Annotated in this window: 19 protein-coding genes; 10 read left to right on the top strand and 9 right to left on the bottom strand. The window is 30.5% G+C overall.

Going from position 1 to position 22,449, the window contains the following annotated elements; translation table 11 throughout:
* Positions 1-123: 123 nt before the first annotated feature.
* Positions 124-1,770 carry an ABC transporter ATP-binding protein gene (locus tag HA144_RS05295; RefSeq protein WP_245152841.1) on the bottom strand — a complete coding sequence of 549 codons (1,647 nt, stop codon included), beginning with the start codon at positions 1,768-1,770 and terminating at the stop codon, positions 124-126.
* Positions 1,771-1,887: 117 nt separating this feature from the next.
* Here HA144_RS05295 and HA144_RS05290 point away from each other — a divergent pair, with 117 nt between their 5' ends.
* From HA144_RS05290 to folP, 3 genes are read left to right on the top strand one after another with little or no spacing between them, the layout of a single operon-like run.
* The gene (locus tag HA144_RS05290; RefSeq protein WP_209043069.1) at positions 1,888-2,064 is read left to right on the top strand and encodes an RNA-binding S4 domain-containing protein; all 177 of its coding nucleotides are present in this window, start codon (positions 1,888-1,890) and stop codon (positions 2,062-2,064) included.
* A gap of 52 nt (positions 2,065-2,116) precedes the next feature.
* Entirely contained in the window at positions 2,117-2,842 is a 726-nt protein-coding gene (tpiA, locus tag HA144_RS05285) for a triose-phosphate isomerase (RefSeq protein ID WP_209043068.1), read from the top strand.
* Positions 2,826-3,671, top strand: a complete 846-nt coding sequence (gene folP, locus HA144_RS05280; RefSeq protein WP_209043067.1) for a dihydropteroate synthase — start codon at positions 2,826-2,828, stop codon at positions 3,669-3,671. The genes tpiA and folP overlap by 17 nt, the downstream gene beginning before the upstream one ends.
* 9 nt (positions 3,672-3,680) lie before the next feature.
* On the opposite strand, the gene HA144_RS05275 is transcribed toward folP, so the two are convergent.
* Positions 3,681-7,691, bottom strand: a complete 4,011-nt coding sequence (locus HA144_RS05275; protein ID WP_209043066.1) for a magnesium chelatase subunit H — start codon at positions 7,689-7,691, stop codon at positions 3,681-3,683.
* Positions 7,692-7,793: 102 nt separating this feature from the next.
* Here HA144_RS05275 and dapB point away from each other — a divergent pair, with 102 nt between their 5' ends.
* Genes dapB through HA144_RS05245 form a run of 6 tightly spaced genes read left to right on the top strand, consistent with a single transcriptional unit; the run spans position 7,794 to position 11,818 of the window.
* Entirely contained in the window at positions 7,794-8,642 is an 849-nt protein-coding gene (gene dapB / locus HA144_RS05270; protein WP_209043065.1) for a 4-hydroxy-tetrahydrodipicolinate reductase, read from the top strand.
* Between the two features lies 1 nt (position 8,643).
* Complete coding sequence (locus tag HA144_RS05265; protein WP_209043064.1) at positions 8,644-9,285, top strand: hypothetical protein; 642 nt, start codon at positions 8,644-8,646, stop codon at positions 9,283-9,285.
* A 19-nt stretch (positions 9,286-9,304) separates the two neighbouring features.
* Positions 9,305-10,459 carry an FAD-dependent monooxygenase gene (locus HA144_RS05260; protein WP_209043063.1) on the top strand — a complete coding sequence of 385 codons (1,155 nt, stop codon included), beginning with the start codon at positions 9,305-9,307 and terminating at the stop codon, positions 10,457-10,459.
* A 5-nt stretch (positions 10,460-10,464) separates the two neighbouring features.
* Positions 10,465-10,665, top strand: coding sequence for a DUF2949 domain-containing protein (locus tag HA144_RS05255; RefSeq protein WP_209043062.1), 201 nt, complete (start codon positions 10,465-10,467; stop codon positions 10,663-10,665).
* Positions 10,666-10,701: 36 nt separating this feature from the next.
* Positions 10,702-11,226 (top strand): DUF3038 domain-containing protein, encoded by a 525-nt coding sequence (locus HA144_RS05250; protein WP_348535046.1) that lies wholly within the window; start codon positions 10,702-10,704, stop codon positions 11,224-11,226.
* A 1-nt stretch (position 11,227) separates the two neighbouring features.
* A complete protein-coding gene (locus tag HA144_RS05245; RefSeq protein ID WP_245152839.1) occupies positions 11,228-11,818 on the top strand; it encodes a DUF4335 domain-containing protein in 591 nt (196 codons plus the stop codon).
* Between the two features lie 460 nt (positions 11,819-12,278).
* On the opposite strand, the gene HA144_RS05240 is transcribed toward HA144_RS05245, so the two are convergent.
* The gene (locus tag HA144_RS05240; protein WP_209043061.1) at positions 12,279-12,440 is read right to left on the bottom strand and encodes a hypothetical protein; all 162 of its coding nucleotides are present in this window, start codon (positions 12,438-12,440) and stop codon (positions 12,279-12,281) included.
* A 71-nt stretch (positions 12,441-12,511) separates the two neighbouring features.
* Positions 12,512-16,024, bottom strand: coding sequence for a transcription-repair coupling factor (mfd, locus tag HA144_RS05235; protein ID WP_209043060.1), 3,513 nt, complete (start codon positions 16,022-16,024; stop codon positions 12,512-12,514).
* 74 nt (positions 16,025-16,098) lie between these two features.
* Between mfd and HA144_RS05230 the strand changes: the two genes are divergently transcribed.
* The gene (locus tag HA144_RS05230; protein ID WP_209043059.1) at positions 16,099-16,809 is read left to right on the top strand and encodes a TerC family protein; all 711 of its coding nucleotides are present in this window, start codon (positions 16,099-16,101) and stop codon (positions 16,807-16,809) included.
* Here HA144_RS05230 and fmt read toward each other — a convergent pair.
* The 5 genes from fmt to HA144_RS05205 all read right to left on the bottom strand — a co-directional run bounded on the left by fmt (position 16,806) and on the right by HA144_RS05205 (position 22,432).
* Positions 16,806-17,792 carry a methionyl-tRNA formyltransferase gene (gene fmt, locus HA144_RS05225; protein WP_209043058.1) on the bottom strand — a complete coding sequence of 329 codons (987 nt, stop codon included), beginning with the start codon at positions 17,790-17,792 and terminating at the stop codon, positions 16,806-16,808. The two genes, HA144_RS05230 and fmt, sit on opposite strands and share 4 nt — an antisense overlap.
* Positions 17,789-19,141, bottom strand: a complete 1,353-nt coding sequence (locus HA144_RS05220; protein WP_209043057.1) for a TldD/PmbA family protein — start codon at positions 19,139-19,141, stop codon at positions 17,789-17,791. The genes fmt and HA144_RS05220 overlap by 4 nt, the downstream gene beginning before the upstream one ends.
* Positions 19,142-19,144: 3 nt before the next feature.
* Entirely contained in the window at positions 19,145-20,569 is a 1,425-nt protein-coding gene (locus HA144_RS05215; RefSeq protein WP_209043056.1) for a TldD/PmbA family protein, read from the bottom strand.
* Positions 20,570-20,600: 31 nt separating this feature from the next.
* Complete coding sequence (gene acsF, locus HA144_RS05210; protein WP_209043055.1) at positions 20,601-21,773, bottom strand: magnesium-protoporphyrin IX monomethyl ester (oxidative) cyclase; 1,173 nt, start codon at positions 21,771-21,773, stop codon at positions 20,601-20,603.
* An 80-nt stretch (positions 21,774-21,853) separates the two neighbouring features.
* On the bottom strand, positions 21,854-22,432 hold the full coding sequence (locus tag HA144_RS05205; protein WP_209043054.1) for a DUF2996 domain-containing protein: 579 nt from the start codon (positions 22,430-22,432) through the stop codon (positions 21,854-21,856).
* Between the last annotated feature and the right edge of the window lie 17 nt (positions 22,433-22,449).

Below are 22,449 nucleotides of genomic sequence, written 5' to 3'. Positions count from 1 at the left end.
TAATATCTTTAGAATGTTTATTGAATACCTCTAAAATTCTATAGGCTAATAAAATAGACTGAAGAATTTGCATTTTCAATGATTGATTTAGCTTTTAAATAAACAAATAAATAATTAAATTGATTATATTTTCTTAATTAATTGTTTTTCACATAATTCTTTGTAAATTCCTTCCTTATTTACCAAATCAATATGTTTTCCAACCTCGATAATTTCTCCCTTATCTAGGACAATTATTTTATCAGCTTCTTGAGTAGTTGATAATCTATGAGCAATTACAATAACAGTCCTGTTTTTCATCGCTCTATTTAGACCTTCTTGAACTTCTGACTCTGACTCTGCATCTAATGCACTTGTAGCCTCATCTAAAAGAAGAATGGATGGATTCCCTAGTATTGCTCTTGCAATCGCTATCCTCTGGATCTGACCTCCAGAGAAATTTGATCCCCTTTCAGTTATCTTAGTCTCATATTTTTCGGGAAGATTTTGAATGAAGTCATGAGCATTTGCTTTTTTTGCTGATTCTATAACTTCCTCTTTGGTAAATCTCCTTCCCATTCTTATTACATCAATAATTTTCCCTGAAAATAAAAAAGGCTGTTGTTGCACTAGTGCAATATTTTTTCTTATATCTTTTGTATTTAATAATTTAAGATTTTTATCATCAATAAAAATATCTCCATTATTTGGAGATATGAATTTTAATATTAAGGCCATCAATGTGCTTTTACCAGCCCCTGAAGCTCCTACGAAAGCTGTTACTTCCCCTTTTTTAATTTCCAAATTTATATTTTTAAGAACTTGATTATCTTTTTTATATTCAAAATTAACTTTCTTGAAACTTATTTTGCCTTCTATCTTAGATATCCTTGTTAAATTTTCTTTTTCATCTTCCATTGGTTCTAGATTTATATTTTTTAATCTTTTTATTGATGCTTCTGCTTGTTTATAGTCATTAAAATTTGTACTTACATGGCTTATTGGATCAATAAGCATCAATATTGCTGCAAAAAAACTACTAAATCCTTCACTTGTTAGAAGGCCTAGGTTAATTCTTGCAGCTCCTAAACCTAATATTGCTAATATTCCGAATGCTTCTACAAAACCTACAACTGGATGTTGAAATGCAAGTATTTTTAAAGTTTTATATTTTGCTTTTTTATTAGCACTTAATCTTTTATAAAATCTATTCTCAATCCAATTTTCGGCAGCAAATGCTCTTATTGTAGACATCCCATTTATAGATTCTCCAATTAAACCTGCTAAGTTACTTGTTGATTCTTGACTCTTTTCAGAAGCTAATAAAACTCTTCTCCCAAAACTATTAACTGAAAGTATGATCAATGGTGCCAATAAAAAAGTTGATAATGTGAGTGACCAATCTAAATAAAACATATATATTATTACTGCTAATAATTGTAAGGTACATGGAATTGTATCTTGAGCTGTTTTATAGATAACTTCGCTAACTCTATCTGCATCTTCAGTAAGCCTATAAGTGATATCTCCTGCTGATATCTTTTTAACAGAATTCATATCTATTTTTTGAATTTTGCTAAATAAGTTTCCTCTCATTACTTCACTAATTTCTAAAGATGGTTTTGCTATGAAAACATCCTGTCCAAATTGAGCAGTTTTTTGAATTAAAAATACTAATAATGACTTAATTATTATGCTAGAAACTTTTGAAAGATCACCGGATCCAATTGCTGGTATCAAGTTTCCAGCTAAATAAGCTAACAAAGGCCAACAAGCTACGTATACAAGCATGCATATAAAGCCCTTTATAAACCTATTAAAATATGGTCTGAATGATGGTATTAATCTCAAGATATTATATATTTATTATTTATCCTACTTTATCAATATCTTAGGGTATGCAAAACAATGAAATTAGATCAATTCTTAAAATGGAAAAAAATGGTATCTTCTGGTGGAGAGGCAAAAATTTTGATTAAATCCGGTTCTGTAAAAGTTAATGGAGAAATTGAAAATAGGAGAGGAAGAAAATTAAATAAGGGAGATAAAGTTATGTTTCTAAAAAATGAATTAATTTTTGAATAGTTGGTTTATTCAGCTCAGTTTATATTATTATGATTTTCTTGGAGATAGTATTTTGAGAAAATCTGTTATTGCTGGTAATTGGAAAATGCATATGACTTGTGCTGAAGCTAAGTCTTATTTGGAGGAATTTATACCTTTAATAAAAAATTTGAGGGATGATCGCAAAATTATTATTGCCCCACCCTTTACAGCTATTTCAACTTTTTCTAACCACTCTGATTTTGATTATTTAGATATTGCTAGTCAAAATATTCATTGGGAAGATGAAGGAGCATTTACAGCTGAAATATCTCCAAAAATGCTTCTTGAGCATGGAGTCTCATATGCAATAGTTGGTCATAGTGAACCCAGGAAATACTTTAGCGAAAGTGATGAACAAATTAATAAAAGAGCAGTTTTTGCTCAATCTAGTGGACTTACTCCAATAGTTTGTGTTGGGGAATCATTAGAACAAAGAGAGAGAGGAGAAGCAGATAGAGTTATTACTAGACAGGTTGAACAAGGTTTAGAAAATACAGATCCAGCAAATCTCATAGTTGCTTATGAACCAATTTGGGCTATTGGTACAGGTAAAACATGTGAAGCTAAAGATGCTAATAAAATATGTTCTTTGATTCGAAAATTAATAGGTTTTGATGATGTGATTATTCAATATGGAGGATCAGTTAAGCCTAATAATATAGACGAAATTATGTCGATGAGTGATATAGATGGAGTTTTAGTTGGAGGAGCTTCATTAGATCCAAATAATTTTGCGAGAATTGCAAATTATCAATAAGATAAATCCATGGCCAAAAGGCTGGAGACAAAAAACTTCAATTATGGGGGTTATTAATTTAACTCCTGATTCATTTAGTGATGGTGGAGATTTAAATTCAACAAAAAAAGTTTTAGATCAAGTTAATCATTTTTTGTGTGATGGTGTTGATGTAATAGATCTTGGTGCCCAGAGCACGAGGCCCGGAGCTGAAGAAGTTGGATCCAATATAGAAATAAAAAGATTGATCCCATATCTTAAATTAATAAAATCTGAATATCCAGATGTTTTAATTTCAATTGATACTTTTAATTCTGAGGTAGCTTACGAAGCACTTCTAAATGGAGCTAATTGGATAAATGATATAACTGGTGGAAGAAGAGACAGAGAAATTTTGGATGTTGTCGCAAAATTTAACTGTCCATTCGTCATAACTCATAGTCGTGGAAATAGTCAAAATATGAACGAACTTTCTAAATATGAGAATTTATTGAGTGAAGTTAAGTGCTCCCTTGAGAACTTGATTAAGAATGCTTTAGAGAAAAATATATCTCAAACAAATATAATTATTGATCCGGGAATTGGTTTTTCCAAAGATTTAAATCAAAACCTAGAAATTCTTAAAAACTTGGATAAATTTCAAGACCTAAATTTACCAATCTTAATTGGAGCATCAAGAAAAAGATTTATAGGGGAAATTTTAAATGAAGTAAATCCTAAAGAAAGAGACATTGGTACATTAGCAATAAGTTGTCTTTGCTCTCATTTTAATATTGATATTGTGAGAGTTCATAATGTAAAAATGAATTCTCAAATTCTTAAAATTGCTGACAGGATTTACAGAAAATAAAAGAGATTATTATTCTTTAACTCCCTCAATTTTATCCTCTACTTCTTGGTAAAGTTCTTTCAACTGTTCTATATTTTCGTCAGAAGTTTCCCAATATCCTCGGCCATTAACTTCTAGCAAAGTCCCTACTATTCTTCTAAAACTATTGGGATTTAAATCCATTAGTCTTTTCCTCATCTCTTCGTCGTTTATGAATGTTTCATTAGTTTCTTCATATACAAAATTATCTACTTGACCACTTGTTGCACTCCAACCAAGGGTGTAATTAAGTCTGTTAGAAAGCTCTCTTACTCCCTCATAACCAGATTTAAGCATACCTTCATACCACTTAGGATTTAATAGTTTTGTTCTTGAATCTAATCTTATAGTCTCTCCAAGAGTTCTAACTTGAGCATTAGAAGTGGTAGTGTCTGCTATGTAGCTACTTGGTTCTTTACCGTCATCTCTTAATGTTTTAATTAATTTAGTTGGATCTGAATCAAAATAATGACTTACGTCCGTTAGAGAAATTTCTGATGAGTCAAGGTTTTGGAATGTAACATCAGCTGTTTTCATAACTGATTCAAATACTTCTCTTTTTTGATTCATCTCCCCTGGATTATCAGCATTGAATGCGTATGTCTTGCGAGATAAATACATTTCTTGTAATTCATTTTCTTCCTCCCAAGTTGAATTTTCTACAGCTAAATTAACATTCGAACTGTAGCTACCACTTGCATTAGAAAATACTCTTGCAGAAGCTTCTCTGATTGAAGTCCCCTCTTTTTCTGCTTGTTCTAATGAATGTTTCCTTACAAAATTTGACTCCAAAGGCTCATCAGCCTCAGCAGCTAGTTTAACTGCCTGATCTATTAATGCCATTTGATTTATAAATAGATCTCTAAATACCCCAGAACAGTTAACTACTACATCTATTCTTGGTCTTCCTAATTCTTCTAATGGAATTAATTCTAATTTGTTGATTCTTCCAACGGAATCTGGTTTAGGTTTTACCCCTACAAACCACAAGATTTGTGCAAGAGATTCTCCATAAGTTTTAATGTTGTCGGTACCCCACAATACGCAAGCAATTGTTTCAGGCCAAGTCCCCTGTTCTTCCTTTTGTCTTTCAATTAGTTTGTCAACTACAGATTTTGCTGCTGCTACTGCTGCTGTAGTTGGGATTGATTGAGGATCAAGTGCATGGATATTTTTACCACTTGGTAAAACACCTGGATTTCTTATGGGATCTCCACCCGGTCCAGGTAAAACATAATTTCCATCTAACGCTTTAATCAGGCTATCCATCTCTTTGTCTGCGCAGACTTGTTCCAAACAGAAAAGTAAGTAATCAAATAATTTATTTAATTCTTTCTGGTTAACTTCATTAAATCCATTCACTCTACAAATTCTTAGCCAAGGGGTAGGTAAATTAAAACCAAACACTTTAAGTAAGTCAAAAAGTTTGGAAAGAAGTGATTTTTCTAAATAAACTCTTCCATTAACAATTTTTAAAGAGTTGACCATGGCAAATATCGACTCTCTAGCTGTCTTTATGATTTTTTCATTTAACTCTACAAATTTGAGTTCACCTTTATTATTACCATCGTAAATTTGGTCAATAGTCAGACCTATCGATTCTGCAAGTAGTCCAGGAAGAGATCTTAATCCCTCTTGTTCTCTTTCTAAAGATGCAATATTTACGAGTGTTGCTACAGCTTCTTCTGCAGTTGGAGCTTCTCCAATAGTATGAAGACCGCAAGGTAATAATCTACTTTCAATTTCCATCAACTGTTTGTAGACATTACCAACAAATAAATCTCTTTCATCTAAGGAAAGTTCTTCTATATCTTTTAAGGGCAGCTCAACATCTTTATCAAGGTTACATTGCTTAGAAGTCTCAACTATTGCATTTACAATTTGAATACCTCTACTATTTTCTCTTAGTTGTTGATAAGAGCCAACAAGCTCACTTAGTTCTTTAAGTCCTTTATAAAGTCCTGCATTTTCTGCTGGAGGAGTTAAATAGCTAATAGTTGAAGCATACCCTCTTCGTTTTGCAATTGTTGCTTCAGAAGGATTATTCGCGGCATAGTAATACAAATTAGGCAATGATCCAATGAGAGAATCTGGGTAGCATGTTTCACTCATGCCCATTTGTTTGCCAGGCATAAATTCAAGTGAGCCGTGAGTTCCAAAATGAAGAACGGCATCAGCTTCCCAGATTTTTTCTACATAAGTATAGTAGGCCGCAAAACCATGATGAGGACTAGCACTTCTTGAATAAAGTAATCTCATCGGATCACCTTCATAACCAAATGTAGGTTGAACTCCTATGAAAACGTTTCCAAAATGTTTTCCGTAAATTAGAAGATTCTGTCCGTCACTATTTAGGTTTCCGGGTGGCTTACCCCAATTCTCTTCAAGTCTTTGTGAATATGGAGTGTATTCTTCGTATTCTTTTACTGACATCTTATGAGCAATATTTAATTCTGGAGAACCATCCATTGCTTCTGGGTTGTTTATTACTTTTTCCATTAATTCTTTTGAATTACTTGGAAGATCATCTACTTGATATCCTTTCGATTTCATCTCAAGAAGTACTCTGTAAATTGAACCGAAAACATTTAAATATGCAGCTGTTCCAACATTCCCTTTGTCTGGTGGAAAACTAAAAACTGTAATAGCTAATTTTTTGTCCTTTCTTTTCTTTACTCTTAAAGTTGACCATTTAATTGCTCTTTCAGAGATTACATCAACTCGATCCTGTAGGGTATGAGCCTTACCTGTAGCATCATCGCGACCTGAGAGGATAATAGGTTCAATTGCACCATCAAGTTCAGGTATTGCAATTTGAAGTGCTACTTGAACTGGGTGTAATCCTAGATCACTATCTTCCCATTCCTGAGTCGTTTGAAAAACTAACGGAAGTGCAACCATATAGGGCCTGTTTAGCTTTTTGAGAGCCTCAATAGCCTTAGGATGATCTTGTCTTGCTGGCCCTCCAACCAATGCGAATCCAGTCAAAGATACAACACCATCTACTATAGGTTGGTCTCTATTTATTGCATCATAATAGAATTCATTAACTGGTTTAGAAAAATCTAGTCCGCCACAGAAGATAGGAAGAACTCTTGCTCCTCTGTATTCTAATTCTTGAATAACAGCGACATAATGAGCGTCATCTCCTGTAACTATATGGCTTCTTTGGAGTACTAATCCTATTGTTGGTGTTTTATCATCTTTAGGGTTTAAATCCTTCCTGTTATTTTCCCAATTTTGATATTCTTTAAGATTTTCAAACATACAGGGAGCTAAAGGATGCCAAATTCCTAAATCCGGGAAAGTTTCTGGGTCTTGTATTTTGAATTCTTCAATTTGATCTTTTATATTCTCTGAAACTGCATATTTTTCAGAAATCATTAATAAAAAGTTTTTTAAGTTCTCAGTGGTGCCTCCTAACCAGTACTGGAAACTAAGAATGAATGTTCTTGCATCTTGAGCCTTCTCTACTGGTAGATATTTAAGTATTGAAGGTAGGGTATTTAATAATTTCAACATTGAATCTTGGAAGCTTGCTCCATCAGATTCTTTTTTCTTTTTTATTAAATCTCCAATGATACTTTTAGATTGCCCAAGTTGAGCCATATTAAATGTACCCAACTTATTTAATTTCATTACCTCTGGCATAGAGGGAAAAATTATTGATGCTTTAAGGTTGTCTTTATATGGAGTTACTGCATCAACAACTTTTTGAGCAAGATCTTCGATGAAAATTAGGGAAGCAACAAATATATCTGCATTTGCTATATCTTCTTTAAAATCGGAAAAATTACTTTCATTTCTAAGCTCTTCAATAAGATAGCCGCTAAGGTCTATACCTATTGGCCCATTCATCTTATTTATCGAATTAGCTGCTTCCGTTAAGGAATTTTGGTATTGTGGCTCAAGGACAACATAAACTGCTTTTATTACAACTTTGTGTTTGTTATCCTCAACAGGAGATACTCTGCGGTTTGCTGAGCGGACCTGCGTAAACATTGATTTTCTTTAAGTATTTCTACCAGCCTACGAATGAAAAGACGTTATTGTGTGCAATATAAATAGCGTGTAACAACCTTTAAAAAAAATTTTTTCACAAAAATGATTGAAAATTCAAAAAAAACTATACCAGTACTAGTATCCGGAGCTTTAGGCAGAATGGGTAGCGAAGTTGTTAATACTGTATTAAATTCTAAAGATTGTGAACTTGTCGCAGCAATTGACATAAACGAAAAAAACAATGGTTCAAATATTTCTGAATTATTGAAAGTAAAAAATTGTGATGTTTTTGTTTCAAATGATTTTGAAGGAACTTTATGTTCTGTTAGTCAAAATTACAGAAATAAAAATATCAAACCAGTTTTGGTTGATTTTACTCATCCTGATTCTGTATATGAAAATACCAGATCAGCTATTGCTTATGGTATTTCACCAGTGGTCGGAACTACAGGACTTTCTCCTTCGCAAATAAAAGACTTGTCTGTTTTTGCTCAAAAAGCCTCTGTTGGTTGTGCAATAATTCCTAATTTTTCAGTAGGCATTGTTCTTCTTCAGCAGGCAGCGTCTGTAGCCGCAAAATTTTATGACAATATTGAATTAATTGAGATGCATCATAATCAAAAAGCTGATTCCCCCAGTGGTACATGTATAAAAACTGCAGAAATGATTGAAGAATATCCAAAAAATTTTAATCAAAATTTAGTAAAAGAGTCTGAGTCATTGAAGGGTGTGCGAGGAGGGATCAGAGATTCAGGAATTAATATACATTCCGTAAGATTACCAGGATTATTAGCCCATCAGTTAGTAATTATGGGATCTCCAGGTGAAACTTATACAATTAAGCATGACACTATTGATAGAAAGGCATATATGCCAGGTGTTTTGCAGGCTATTAAAAAAATAGGTAATTATGAATCTTTAGTTTACGGACTTGAAAAATTGATTTTTTAAAATGCTAATTCCAATTAATCCAAAACAAATTTCAAAACTTATTCCTGCAGTTGGTACCGGAAGTCAATTTAAGTACACTTCGGGTAATCCAAGAAAACTTCTTCAAAGAGTAATAATTTCTTCAATTGGAGGATTTATCTCATTAATCATTAGTTCGACTGGAGATCAAACAAATAATTTCTGGTTATTGCTATGTGTAGCTTTCTTTTTGTATATCATCTGGGGCCCAATTCTTGAAGCAAGCAAAAAAAATTTGAATATTAGAAAATATAAATTTTTTTCTATATTTGATGGTTATGTATCAGATATCTATAAAACGGAAAAAATTGAAAGTTCAAGAGAACAATCAAATAGGCAAGGTCGATTAGAAGTTGTTGAAAATAAAAGGACTTGGTTAGTACTTGAACTAGAAGATGAAGATGGTTATTTAGAAAAGTTAAGTTTCCCGATGGAAAACAAACACAGTCAAATAATAGTGGGTTCAAGTATTAGATGCTTGTTAACATCGAATAACCGCAATTTTGAAAAAGATTTTTATTTAACCGATGCTTGGCTGCCAGAAATTAATTTATGGGTGGGTGAGTATCCATATTTATTAAGACCGGCATTTGAGGAAATTTGCTATATTTATTTGAATAGATAGATGTTACTTATATTATCTGATGAAAAATAGATTCAATTTTAAAATTGTTGGCTCTGGTCCAACAGGATTATTACTTGCAATTGCACTCTCTAAATTTGATTGCAATATTTTTTTAACTGATTTATTAACCAGAGATAGCTTAATTAATAAAGATAAAACTTATGCAATTACTCACTCAACAAGAAAAATCTTATCTAAATTCAGACTTTGGGAAAAATTAGAACCCTATTTGTTTGGCTTTGATACCATTTCAATATCAGATAGCTTAACTTCTGTGATTACCTACTTATCAATTTCTGATTTAGATGATGATATAAGTGCTGTTAAAAATGTTGGCTGGGTAGTTAAACATTCAGATCTTATGAATGTATTTTTTCAAGAGATTGATAATTATGAAAATATCTTTTTTATTACGCCACAAAAATTACTTCTTAAAAAAATATTATTTGATTATCAATTCTTTTCAACCGGAGCCAACTCACTAGATAAAAAATTCTTAGATTTTTTAAATATAAAAAAATCTTATAATCAGTCCTGTTTAACTTTTAAGGTTTCTCTCAGAGGTAATTGTGAAAAGCGTGCTTATGAAATTTTTAGAAAAGAAGGGCCACTTGCATTATTACCTTTAGATAAAAACTTGTATCAAGTAATTTGGACTTCTAGTACATTAAAGTCTATTGAAAGGTTAAATTCTGATAAGAATTTTTTGATGGATAATTTATCAACAATCTTGCCTAATGAATTTAAGTTAGATCAAATAATTGGTGATCTTAATATATTTCCTGTTTCACTATCCCTTAATTTTTCAATATTTAATTTTAAAAAAATAGTTCTTGTTGGCGATGCATTTCATACATTTCATCCTGTGGGCGGACAAGGTCTAAATTGTTGTTGGAGAGATGTTAATGCTATTTTTGATCTTTTTAATAAAGACATTACCATTACTAAAATGCATTTGACTTTATTCAAATTTAAGTATTTTTCAAGCAGATTTTTAGATATTATCTTTACCATGTTTATAACTGACTCTTTGATACTTCTATTCTCTAATAAAAACCATTTTTTATCCCCAATACGAAAATTTTCATTTTTACTTTTAAATAATTTTCTTTTTATAAGAAAATTAGTCCTTAATCAAATGACTAAATCTCTCACTTATTCAAGAATTAAGTAATAGGCATGGATAATTATTTGGTTAGAAATATGATAATTTATCTTATGGATGAGATAGGTTTAGAAGAGTCAGCAATCGAACTTGGTATTAAATTATCAATAAGAAATAAAACTCCATTACCAATCTTATTATGGAGTTACGGAATCCTAACTATTGAAGAACTTGACGAGTTATATTCTTTTTTATTCAAAAAAATGGAAAAATAATTCTGTTATAATTAACAGATATCGTAAAAAAGAACAATTACTGTTTTATCAAAAAGGAATCACATATCAAGGCAATCTATAGAGAAGCTTGATTTATTATTATTAATCCTAGAGACCATAGATTTGAATGGTATACAATCCCTTTATGCTTTATCGAATAAACTTAATTTGAATGATGTTTTCCCTAATAAAGTTTCTATTTGGAAACTGAGGAATAATAATCCATTGAGAAAATCACATATGACTAACAATATAAAATCTAAGGAATTTGATGGCTTAATTCAAATAACTGTTGAAATGTCTAGATACTTATATCCATACATTAGAGAGATACTTCAATCAATAGAAGACCCTGAAATGAATTCAATAATCTGGAATGATTTTAATAATAGATTTGTAGAGTTAATTAATGAGAGGTTTAATACGAATAGTATGAGAGTTAAAAAGCTTTTAAATCGAACTGGGAATGATGAGATTCTTATAAAGTCATTGCTTACCTTATCCCTTTGTATTTCTGATCGAGGATATCAAAAGTTAAGGACTTTGTTGTTCCATTGTTAATATGATGCAGAATAAAATTTTATTTCATCAATCTTTAGTTAGTCTCGAAATAGAAGGATTGCCAGATTTATCAAATAACGAAAATAAAGATCAAATATCAATAATTTCTCAATGGAAATTAACCATTATTGATAAACCGCTTATTGAAGGAAAGGTTGAACATTTAGGGTTAATTATGGATGCTTTTTATATCTATTCAAATCTTCTGATAAATAACGAAAACCCATTATACGAATCTAAATTAATTGATATAAAAGCTGACAATCTCAATTTACATAATATTGTTCTCAAGAGTTCTAAGCCAGATGTTAAACCACTAATTTTAAAGATTGGCAATCCACTTTTGTCTGACATCATAAATTGTTTTGATCAGTTAAATGAATCATCAAAAGTTAGATTAAAAAAATCTTTTGTTTTTAATAATTTTCCTAAAAAAGTAAAATTTGGTTTGGATAGCAAATTTAAATTTTTAAATTTCTTCCTGCCACCTCTAATGTCAATATTTTGTTTAATTCTATTCTCCTCTGCTTTTATTTATTTTTATGATCCTGTTGATGATAAAGAAAAAAATGAACTAATAAATACAAAATAAGTAGATATAGCATCTCACTAACAAACACGATAGTATAGGATAATTTTCTTTTAAGAATAATTATTAGTTTTTTCTTTGGGCTTTGATGTATGGCAGATTTAAACATCCCAAATTTAAAAATAAAGTCTGACAAATATATTTTTAAAAAGAAATTAAGTTTACGAAGAAAATCCAAAAGAAGATTATTTTATGAATCTGCTTTGATGTTTATTTTGAGTCTTTTTTTAATTTACATAAATTATTTAATACCTAATAAGAATCAACTTTTGCAGAATTTACCAAATAATCTAAGTAAATCTTTTATGTTATTTATTGATATCTTGTCCAATGTCATTGAAATATTTTTGGTGATTTTTATTTTTGTCTCTTTATTATTTAGTTTGATTTTGCTGTTGGGATCCTGTTATAGAATATTTAGAATAGTCAACAGAAGATCAAGACAGGTAAATTATAAGTAATATCAGATTGGTTGCATTAAACCTCCACTACCTGAATCTGAGTCATCATCATCATTTTCTGTTTCTTCTCCGAATATTGCAAGGAATCCTAGTATTAAAGAAGATAGAATAATCGATAATGGTAAAACAGAACTTTGAATTCCTATGTCTATATATTCTCCCATAAATAAATAAATTTTTATAAACCTAACCGAAATTAAACTATTTTGCGGGTTTTAAATAATTATTTAATAATTTATTCTTTTTTAATAATTAGATCCTTGTCAAAATTATTTATTTCTTTTACAAATAACCCAAACCAAAACATTAATTGATCAATTTGATTTTGAATTTCAGTAACTCCTAAACCCCTTATGGTTATTTTTGAGAATTGTTCCCCTTCATCAAAATTAAATTTATTGTGGACACTACTTGGTAATGAATTTTTGAGAATTTTAAAAGTAGAAATTTTTAATTTTGTCTCGATAACTATATTTGGTTTTTTGAGTTTAATTCTTTTAAAACCACATTTTTTAGAAAGTAATTTTAATCTCATCACCATAATTAAAGACTCAACAGGTTTTGGCAAGGTCCCATATCTATTAACCCAGTCGGTAGCTAATTCAGTCAATTCATTATTGTTAGAACATTCAGTAGCAGATTTATAAGCATCTAGCTTTTCTTCCCTATTTAATATCCATGTGGCAGGAATAAATGCATTTATTGGGAGATCAATTTGTGTGTCGCTAACTTCCGGTATTTCTTGTCCACTTATTTCTGATATAGCCTCTTGGAGCATTTCAATGTATAAGTCATATCCCATAGCATTAACCTTTCCACTTTGTTCTTCTCCTAATAAACTTCCAACACCTCTTATTTCCATATCTTTCATTGCAAGTTGGTATCCACTTCCTAGTTCCGAAAAATCTTTTATCGCTTTCAATCTTTGTTTTGCTGCATCATTAATTTTATTTATATTTGGATAAAATAACCAAGCATGTGCTTGTACACCGCTTCTGCCAACTCTTCCTCTAAGTTGATAAAGTTGTGAAAGGCCAAATTTGTGAGAATCTTCAATAATGATTGTATTTACTTTAGGGATGTCTAGTCCACTTTCTATTATCGTTGTGCATATCATTAGATCAACTTCTCCATTATTAAAAGCAATCATTGCATTTTCAAGCTCTGTTTCGTTCATTTGCCCATGAGCAACAATAAATTTTAAGCTGGGAAACATATTTTTTAATTTGTCTATAGCTTGATCAATATCTGCAATCCTTGGAAGAACATAAAATATTTGACCTCCCCTATCAAGTTCTTGATTAATTGCGGTTCTTATAACATCCATATCTATTTCAGATAAATATGTTTTTATTGATCTTCTTGATGGAGGAGGAGTATTTAGCAAGCTCATTTGTCTTAGTCCAGATAAGCTCATATACAGAGTTCTTGGAATTGGAGTTGCCGAGAGAGTTAAAACGTCTAAGTTGGTTTTGATTTTTTTAATTTTCTCCTTTTGCCTTACTCCAAATCTTTGTTCTTCATCAATAACAAGTAATCCTAAGTTTTTAATTTCTATTTCTTTTCCTAAAATTTGGTGCGTTGCTACAACTAAATCAATTTTGTTATTTTTCAAACCAGCATAGATTTCCTTTCTTTCATTAATGGTTTTGAATCTATTGAGTAATGATACTTTTATTGGGTAAGGTGAAAATCTATTATTTATTGTTCTCCAATGTTGCTGAGCTAGGATTGTTGTGGGTGCTAGTAATATTACCTGTTTGCCTGATGTTATAGCCTTAAAAATAGCCCGAACAGCAACTTCTGTTTTGCCAAATCCTACATCTCCACAAACTAACCTGTCCATTGGCTTATCGCTTTCCATATCAGATTTTATTTCCTTTACAGCAGTAATTTGATCTGGGGTCGGTTGATAAGGGAATGATTCCTCTAATTCATCTTGCCAAGGACCATCTTCTGGGTATATGTGCCCCTTTAATTTTTCTCTCTTTGCATAAAGTTTTAATATATCTACAGCAACCTTTTTGATTTGTTTCTTATTTTTATCTTTTATTCTTTCCCATTCTGTCCCTCCTAATTTATTTATTTTTGGCTTTATTTTTCCGCTTGATCTATATCTGTTAACACTACCAAGTTGATCAGCGGCAACACTTATTTTCCCATCTTGATACTGAATAACTAAATAATCTCTTGAATCTCCAGTTATATTTATTTTTTCTATTTTTATAAATTTTCCTATCCCATGATTTTTATGAACTATAAAATCACCGGGACTAATCTTATTCACATTTATATTTGAATTGACACTTCTTTTTTTTCTTCTTATGAATACATTATTAAAAAGAGATTGTTGTGAAAATAATTCTTTATCTGTTATGAGGACAACTTTCCATATCGGAAGATAAAAACCCTCGATTTCATAATTGTTCTTATTTTTTAAAATTAAGGGAGTTGAATTATTGATTGATTTAAATGCTTCATCAATATCATTGGGATTATTTAAAAAATTTGTATTACATTCGTGCTCAAAAAGTAAAGTTCTAGTTCTCAATGGCTGTGCCGATAATATCCAAACTTTTTCATTGTTTTTTATATTTTTATTTATATCATTGGATAATTTTCCTATATTTTTAGAGTATGAATTTAATCTTTTATCGTTTAACAAAAACCTATTATCAATATTGACTTTAGATTCAAATTCATAAAATTTTATTAAATTAAAATTTCCTAGTGAATTTAGTATTTCGTCAAACTTTAAATGCAAGTTAGGTATGGCTTCTAAATTTATGTCATTATTTTTAAGGTTCTCATTTAATTCATAAGCACAATTATCAAAATTACTTTCTGAATCTAGATACCAATTATTTGCAAATTTTTTACAATCTTCTAATTCATCAATTACAAGAATTGTATCCCTATTTATAAAATCTATTATATTTGAAGGTTCTTCTTCAATTATTCCTAAATAACGATCAAGATTATTTTTATTTATATCTTCTGAATTAAAAATACTGTTCTTAGATAAATTATTTAACTTATCTTTTATTAGCAAATCAAATCCAGCCTGTATTATTTCAATATTATTGATACTTTCTAATGTTTTCTGTGTGTGGGGATCATATTCTCTTATTTTCTCAATTACATTATCAAAAAATTCTAATCTTATAGGAAACTCATTATTTACAGGATAAATATCTATTATTTCCCCTCTCCTACTCCAGAATCCTTCTGTTGAAGTGACATTATCCTTTGTATAACCCAGCAAAGTAAGTTTATTTGCTAATTCTTGAATCTCGATTTGAACCCCTTTTTGCAAATCTAATTTGTTTTCAATAAATAAGTTTTTATTTATTAGATGAGGTTGTAGTGATCTCTCTGTTGATATAACAATATTAAGTTCCTTTGTCTCTTTTTTAATTAATTTGGATATAACAGTAAGCTGACTAAATTCAATCTCTTTGGATTTATTAATTGATGAGTATGGTAGATGTTCTGTTGGGGGATAATATAAAACTGCTTTATTATTTATACTTTCAAAATAACCAATCCATTTGTAGGCAATTTCTACATTAGGACAAATTAATAATATATTTTTACCCTCTTTTTTCGCGATGCTATCTAAAATTATTGATTTAGCATATCTACTTGAACCAACAATATTTAATTCATTATTTTTTGAAATTCTTTTTATTAATTCAGAAGTAATTTGTGAGTTAGAAATATAATCAACTAAAGTATTTAAACTCATTTATAGTTATCAATCTTGATTACAAATATCCGATACATTATATTAGATTTTAAAGTGTTTGTGAATAATATTTAATGGATTCAGCTGCTATAAATTCTTTTATACCCACACTAGATCAGGTAGACAGTTGGTACGAAATTTTTACACTTTTACCAATATTAATTGCTCTAGAATTATTATTATCGGCAGATAATGCTGTCGCACTAGCTTCTCTTACTAAATCCCTCGACAGTTCAGAATTAAGGTCAAGAGCCTTAAATATTGGTATAACAATATCTTTATTATTTAGAATTATTCTCATCATTTTATCTAATGTTCTTCTAAAGTTTATTCTTATTAGAGTTTTTGCTGGTTTTTATTTAATATACTTGTTCTTCTCTAATGTTTTTTTAAATTCAGATATAGAAAACGCTGAAAATGGGACAGATAATAATAAAAATAATTTTAAGTTCTTAAGGGTTGTAGCGCTTCTTTCAATTACTGATTTTGCTTTTTCCATAGACAGTATCACTACTGCAGTAGCTATCAGCGATCAATATATATTAATAATATTTGGAGCATTGATTGGAGTATTAGCCTTAAGATTTACATCGGGGATTTTTCTAAAACTTCTGGATATATTTTCTAGATTAGAAACAGCCGGTTACGTAGCAATTTTAATAGTTGGGATTAAACTTTTACTAAATACGTTAATTAAAGAATCTATTCTTCCAGACTATTATTTTTATTTTTTGATTCTTTTTGCCTTCACTTGGGGATTCTCTAAAAAAGAATCTAAAACTTAATCTGAGAGATATTCACCTACTGATGGCTTTAACTGTTGTATCAATTGCTTTTTGCTAGAAATGTTTTTGCCTTCAAGTTTTGCTTCTAACAAAATAATAGGATCAGTTTTAGTTGAAATTATTATTCCTTCATTTTCTATTACAGCAAGAATAATACCTGGTCTTGAATAATTGTTCGTGAAAAGGTTTTTTTTATTTTTAATTTCATCACTACTCAAAACTTTGATTTTAAGTATTTTTAGGTTCTTACCCCTAAAAGTTGTATTTGCTCGTGGGTATAATCCTTTTATTTTTTGAGAAATTTTAATTGCCTCATTACCCCAATCAACTCTAAAGTCTGATTTTTCAATCATTCTTGCGTAAGTAATTTCTCTTCCAAGAGTATTTTGTTTTGTTAATTGATAATTAGTATTTTTATAAATATTTTCTTCGAGTAGTGATGTGGCATTTAAAAATAATTTTGCAGATAAAATACTAAGTTTTTCCGATAGTGTATTAAAATTATCGTCATTATCAATTTTAATTTTTTCTTCCAATAATAAGTCGCCAGTATCTAGTCCCTTATTCATTTTCATAATTCCTACACCAGTAAATTCATCGCCTTCTATTAGGGACCATTGGATTGGGGCTGCACCACGCCATCTTGGAAGTAATGAAGCATGTGCATTCCAACATCCAAATTTTGGGATTTCCAATATCTCTTTGGGTAATATTTTCCCGTAAGCTATAACAATAAATAAATCACAAGATAGTGATTTAAGTTTATTTATAAAATGTACATTGTCCCTGATTTTTGCTGGAGTATAAATTTTTATAGATTCTTGCTCGGCAAAGCTTTTAACAGGTGAGGATAATAATTTATTTCCCCTAGATCTTTTCTTGTCAGGTTGGCTAACTACTCCAATTACCTCGTGCTTAGATTTAATAAAAGTATCAAGGCTCGCAATTGAATATTCAGGTGTTCCCCAAAATATAATTCTCACGCGTCACCAGTTATTGATAATTCATCTACCCATACATGTGGAGAAATTCCACTTGTTGTTACTTCCTGGTTTGATTCAATATTTACTATGTTTTTCATAAGATATTTGATATCCCCTGCTACAGTCGCAGATTCTATTGAGATTTTTTTACTGTTTTTGTAGAGCCATCCATCAAATGGAAGAGAGAATGAACCTTGACTTGCTCTGACACCTGCATGGATTGCATTTAATTCTTCAATATAAACAAATTCTCCCTCATAAGTAGAGTGATCTAATGATTTTTTTAGATCTGAGTTTTCCTCTGATTTCTCAACTACTATCCAATCAGGAGATACTGAGACTTTTGATCCTAGTCCAGCGTGGCCTGTGGGGATTGTTTTAAATATTCTTGCAGTTGATTCAGAATGTATAAAATTTTCAAGTCTCCCTTTGTTAATTAAACATAGTCTTTTGGTAGGAGTTCCCTCTCCATCAAATGGTGATGAAGAAATATTCTTTTCGTGAAGACCATCATCATAAATATTAAGTGCTTCTGTAGATAGTTTCTCTCCAATAGAATTTTTATTAGATAAGCTAACTCCATCTAAAATGCTTCTAGCATTAAACATTGAACTAAAGGCATTAATTATCGTTAAAAAAGACTCTGGGGAAAAACATATTAAGTATTTATCAGTTTTAATAGATGAATAATTTAAATGAGAAATTGTTTTATTAGAAGCATCTTTAATACACGACTCTATATCTATATCTTCAACTCCATATCCAAGTTTTACCGAACCTGAGCTACGAGGTTTCTTATTTTTCTCTTCTGCTCTTGCATATAAATAAAGTGCAGCTTGACTTTTGGTATAACTCCGAAATGCACCATCACTATTTGCATAAACTCTCTCATAAAAACTTTCAGATAGACCATTATAAGGAACAGATTTTATGGATTCATGGCTTTCTAATAGTTTTACTTCTGCTTCTCTTAAAAGCGTAAGTAATTTTTTTATTCCAACAGGATTTCTTTTTTTTAAGTCCTTAACTTCAATAGGATCCTTGGCTAGTGGTGAGAATTCTGTTCTTTCATTCTTGTTGCCAAAATCAGATGCAATATTTGCTTGATTTAGAGCTTTTTTAATACCAGATTCACTGATATCACTAGTTGTTGTAATACCAACTAAATTAGATTCGTTCCAAACTCTTATAGTTAAAATTTGCTTCTGTGATGCCTTAAGTTGTTTAGCCTCACCTTTATCTACTTGCACAGAATAATCATTTGAAAAGCTTGCACCATAATCCCATTTTTTAAGATTTAGAGAAACTGCAGCTTCAGAGATTTGAGTTGTTATTTCTTTTGAATTCATATCCTATCTTCCACCAACAGTGATTGAATCAACCTTAATATGAGGTTGGCCAACTGTTACGTTGACACTTCCACTGATGGATCCACAGAATCCAGGAGCTAATTCGAGGTCATTTCCGCACATTGATATTTTTGGCATAACTTCTTTAGCCTCACCAATCAAAGTAGCACCCTTTACTGGATTAGTTAATTTTCCATTTTTAATAAGATATCCTTCTTCTACCGCAAAATTAAATTGTCCTGTAGCACCTACACTACCACCACCCATTGATTTGCAGTAAAGACCATCACTAATACTATTGATTAAATCCTCTTTTGAGTGCTCACCTTTAGCTATATAAGTATTTCTCATTCGTGAAGCTGCAGCAAAAGAATAATTTTGTCTTCTTCCACTTCCTGTTCTTTTATGGCCAGTTCTTAATTCACCTGCCCTGTCGGATATGAATTTTTTTAAAATCCCATCTTTTATAAGAACTGATTTTTCGGGTTCCATACCTTCATCATCTACTGATAATGAACCAAAGGATCCTTCTGAAATTCCTTCATCTATTGCTGTTACAGATTCATGTGCAATTTTTTCATTCAATTTATTCTCAAATGGTGTTGTTCCTCTCTCTATTTGAGTAGTTTCAAGCAGATGACCGCAGGCTTCGTGAAATATAACGCCACCAAACTTATTGGCTAATACGACAGGCATTTGTCCTGCATCAACATAATCTGCATACAACATATTCATTGAACTTTCAAACACATCATTAGTTGCTTTTTCATGATCCCATAATCTGAATTCATTAGGCATTCCAGACGATCCAAATCTTCTACTTCCACTAGATCTATATTGGGCATCAATAGCAATTACATTGAGTCCAACTGTTTGATGCAGCCTAATATCGGAGGCATAGGTTCCATCGCTGGAGGCTATAATTACTTCTTGCAGGTTTCTTGAATAACTTCCTTTTCTAGTTATTATTTTATCATTTTTTTTAAGAGACTTTGTGCTGCATAATAGTTTTTCACTTATCTCATGAATCGATGGGATTTCATTAATCCATTTTCTCTTGGATAAACTATAGTCCCTATGTTTATTTAAACCGTTAAATACTTCTCTTTTTTTATTATCTGTTATGTCTAACATCTCAATAGCTTGAGATACCGATCTCATCAAGCCATTCTTTGTTAAATCATTCGTACTTACAAATCCATCTTTTTTTTCTTTGAAGATTCTAATACCAGCACCCCTTCCAAATGATGGACTTACACTTGTTATAAAATCCTCTTCAGCTAAAACACTTGAGTTGTCAGTATTCTCTATAAATATTTCTACAAAATCAGCTCCAAGTCCAATCCCATAAAAAATGATTTCTTCTAATAAATCTTTGTTGCAACTACCAAAAACAATTTCATGTGATTTAATTTGTGACGAAAGCATTTGAGTCTATAAATCTTCTCTGTATAAAAGATTATCTAATCGAAGGTTGGAAATCTTTGCTATCAAGAGGTTTTAATAAGTATAGTCTTAATAGCTGGTAACCGTTTGATAAATATTTAGGTAATTTTTTAAAAGTTTTAGATACTTTATTTCCATCACTGCTTGCAATATCAGTAAGAACCTTATTATTCTCAACTATTTTATCTAATCTTCCATAAAAAGATTTATCATAAACGTCCATTACTACAGGGAAAACTCTAGCTGCAGTTTCATTCGTTTTATTAATAACAAACTGGTCGTAATCTCTGGCATCTAAACCTAATGAACTGTAGAAATCTTTTTTAATTCCCAAATCCCTTGCATACATAGTTGCAAATACAGCTAGTAGAAAGAATCTTGACCATAGCTTCGATGTTAATGGAAGATTATTCAAAAAATATCTAAATCTATGGAAGTAGTCAAATAGTGGGTGTGTAAAGGTAGACCCGCCAATGGTGATTTTTTGACTTAAAGATTTCACAGTACGTGGCTGTGCTTTCATCAGTGCATCAAAGAAATCCCCATGTCTATTTTCATCTTGACACCAATTTTCAAAGTAATTAAATAGTGGAAAAATCTTGCTATCTGGATTTTTTTCAAGATGCCTATAAATTGCGATATATCTCCAATAGCCTATTTTTTCAGATAAATAAGTGGCATAAAAAATACTTCTTGGTGGGAAATAGGTGTAATCTTTATTTGCTGTCAAAAAACCTAAATCTAACTGTAATCCAAAATCACTCATAGATTTATTCAAGAAACCTGCATGTCTAGCTTCGTCTCTGGCCATATGAGCAAAACATTCAGCAAGAAGAGGGTTTTTGTCTTTAATCCTTTTGCTAAGCTCCTTATAAAGTAAAAAACCTGAAAATTCTGAAGTACAACTTCCCTCAAGAAAATCAACAAATAGCTCTCTTGTCTCAGGATCTAATTTTTCTGCAGCTCCTTCAAATTCACTATTTCTTACAAAATGATGCCTGTTATAATCTTTTCTGAATTCCTCACATATAGCTTCTAATTCTTCTTCATTTATTGATAAATCCATATTTTCCATTGCCTCAAAATCTGTTGTATAAAACCTTGGAGATAAAATTGTTTCCTTTGAAGGTACCTTCCCATTATTTATTTCTTTTTTATTTTTTGATTCAATAGTTGATCGAGTCATCTTTGATTTGATTTATTAATACTATTATTTACTATTATTTGTATTTTCGAGGGAAAAGTTAACTTGGTGTTATTGTTTTATTAATTAACTCCTATTAATTTTTGTCCATTTAATCTCTGCAGGACTCTTGAAATAATTAATTTAAGGGTGATTCTTTTTTCGTCAATAAGGAACGATTCAATAATGCTAGGTTTTTGATTTGGTTTGGATAAAGATATACTTTTTAATGAGCTTATGTCCTCTTTCTCAAAAGAAAGCCAAAAGGTGCAAGTATCTTTAATTTCACAATTTACTACCCAACATTTATCTCCAGCTATAGGTCTATTAGTATTTTTGAGATTTATATTCTTTATTTCAAATCCTCTTTGATTAATTTCTTCTTTTATAGATGGAATCAAATGAATATTAATAAATTCTTGGAATGGCTTTTTCTCTACTGGAAGTTCCTTTTTTGCTTCAGGAATAGTTTTAGGGGGGGTATCATTCCCATCTTTTTTCTCAACTTTAGAGTCAGAATTATTTTGTGAATTAAGATTTTTTTCATTAATATTTAAAACTTTCTCTGATTTAGTTTCTTTTATTTGCTCAGAGTTTGAATTACTAGTATTGTTTGATATATCACTATAGTTTTCACTTTTTTGTTCTAAATTTTCTTCCATAAGAAAAGTTCTATATA

It is taken from the genome of Prochlorococcus marinus XMU1404 (assembly GCF_017696175.1).
Taxonomy (GTDB): Bacteria; Cyanobacteriota; Cyanobacteriia; order PCC-6307; family Cyanobiaceae; genus Prochlorococcus_A; species Prochlorococcus_A marinus_X.
This window is presented reverse-complemented; position numbering and strand designations above follow the sequence as displayed.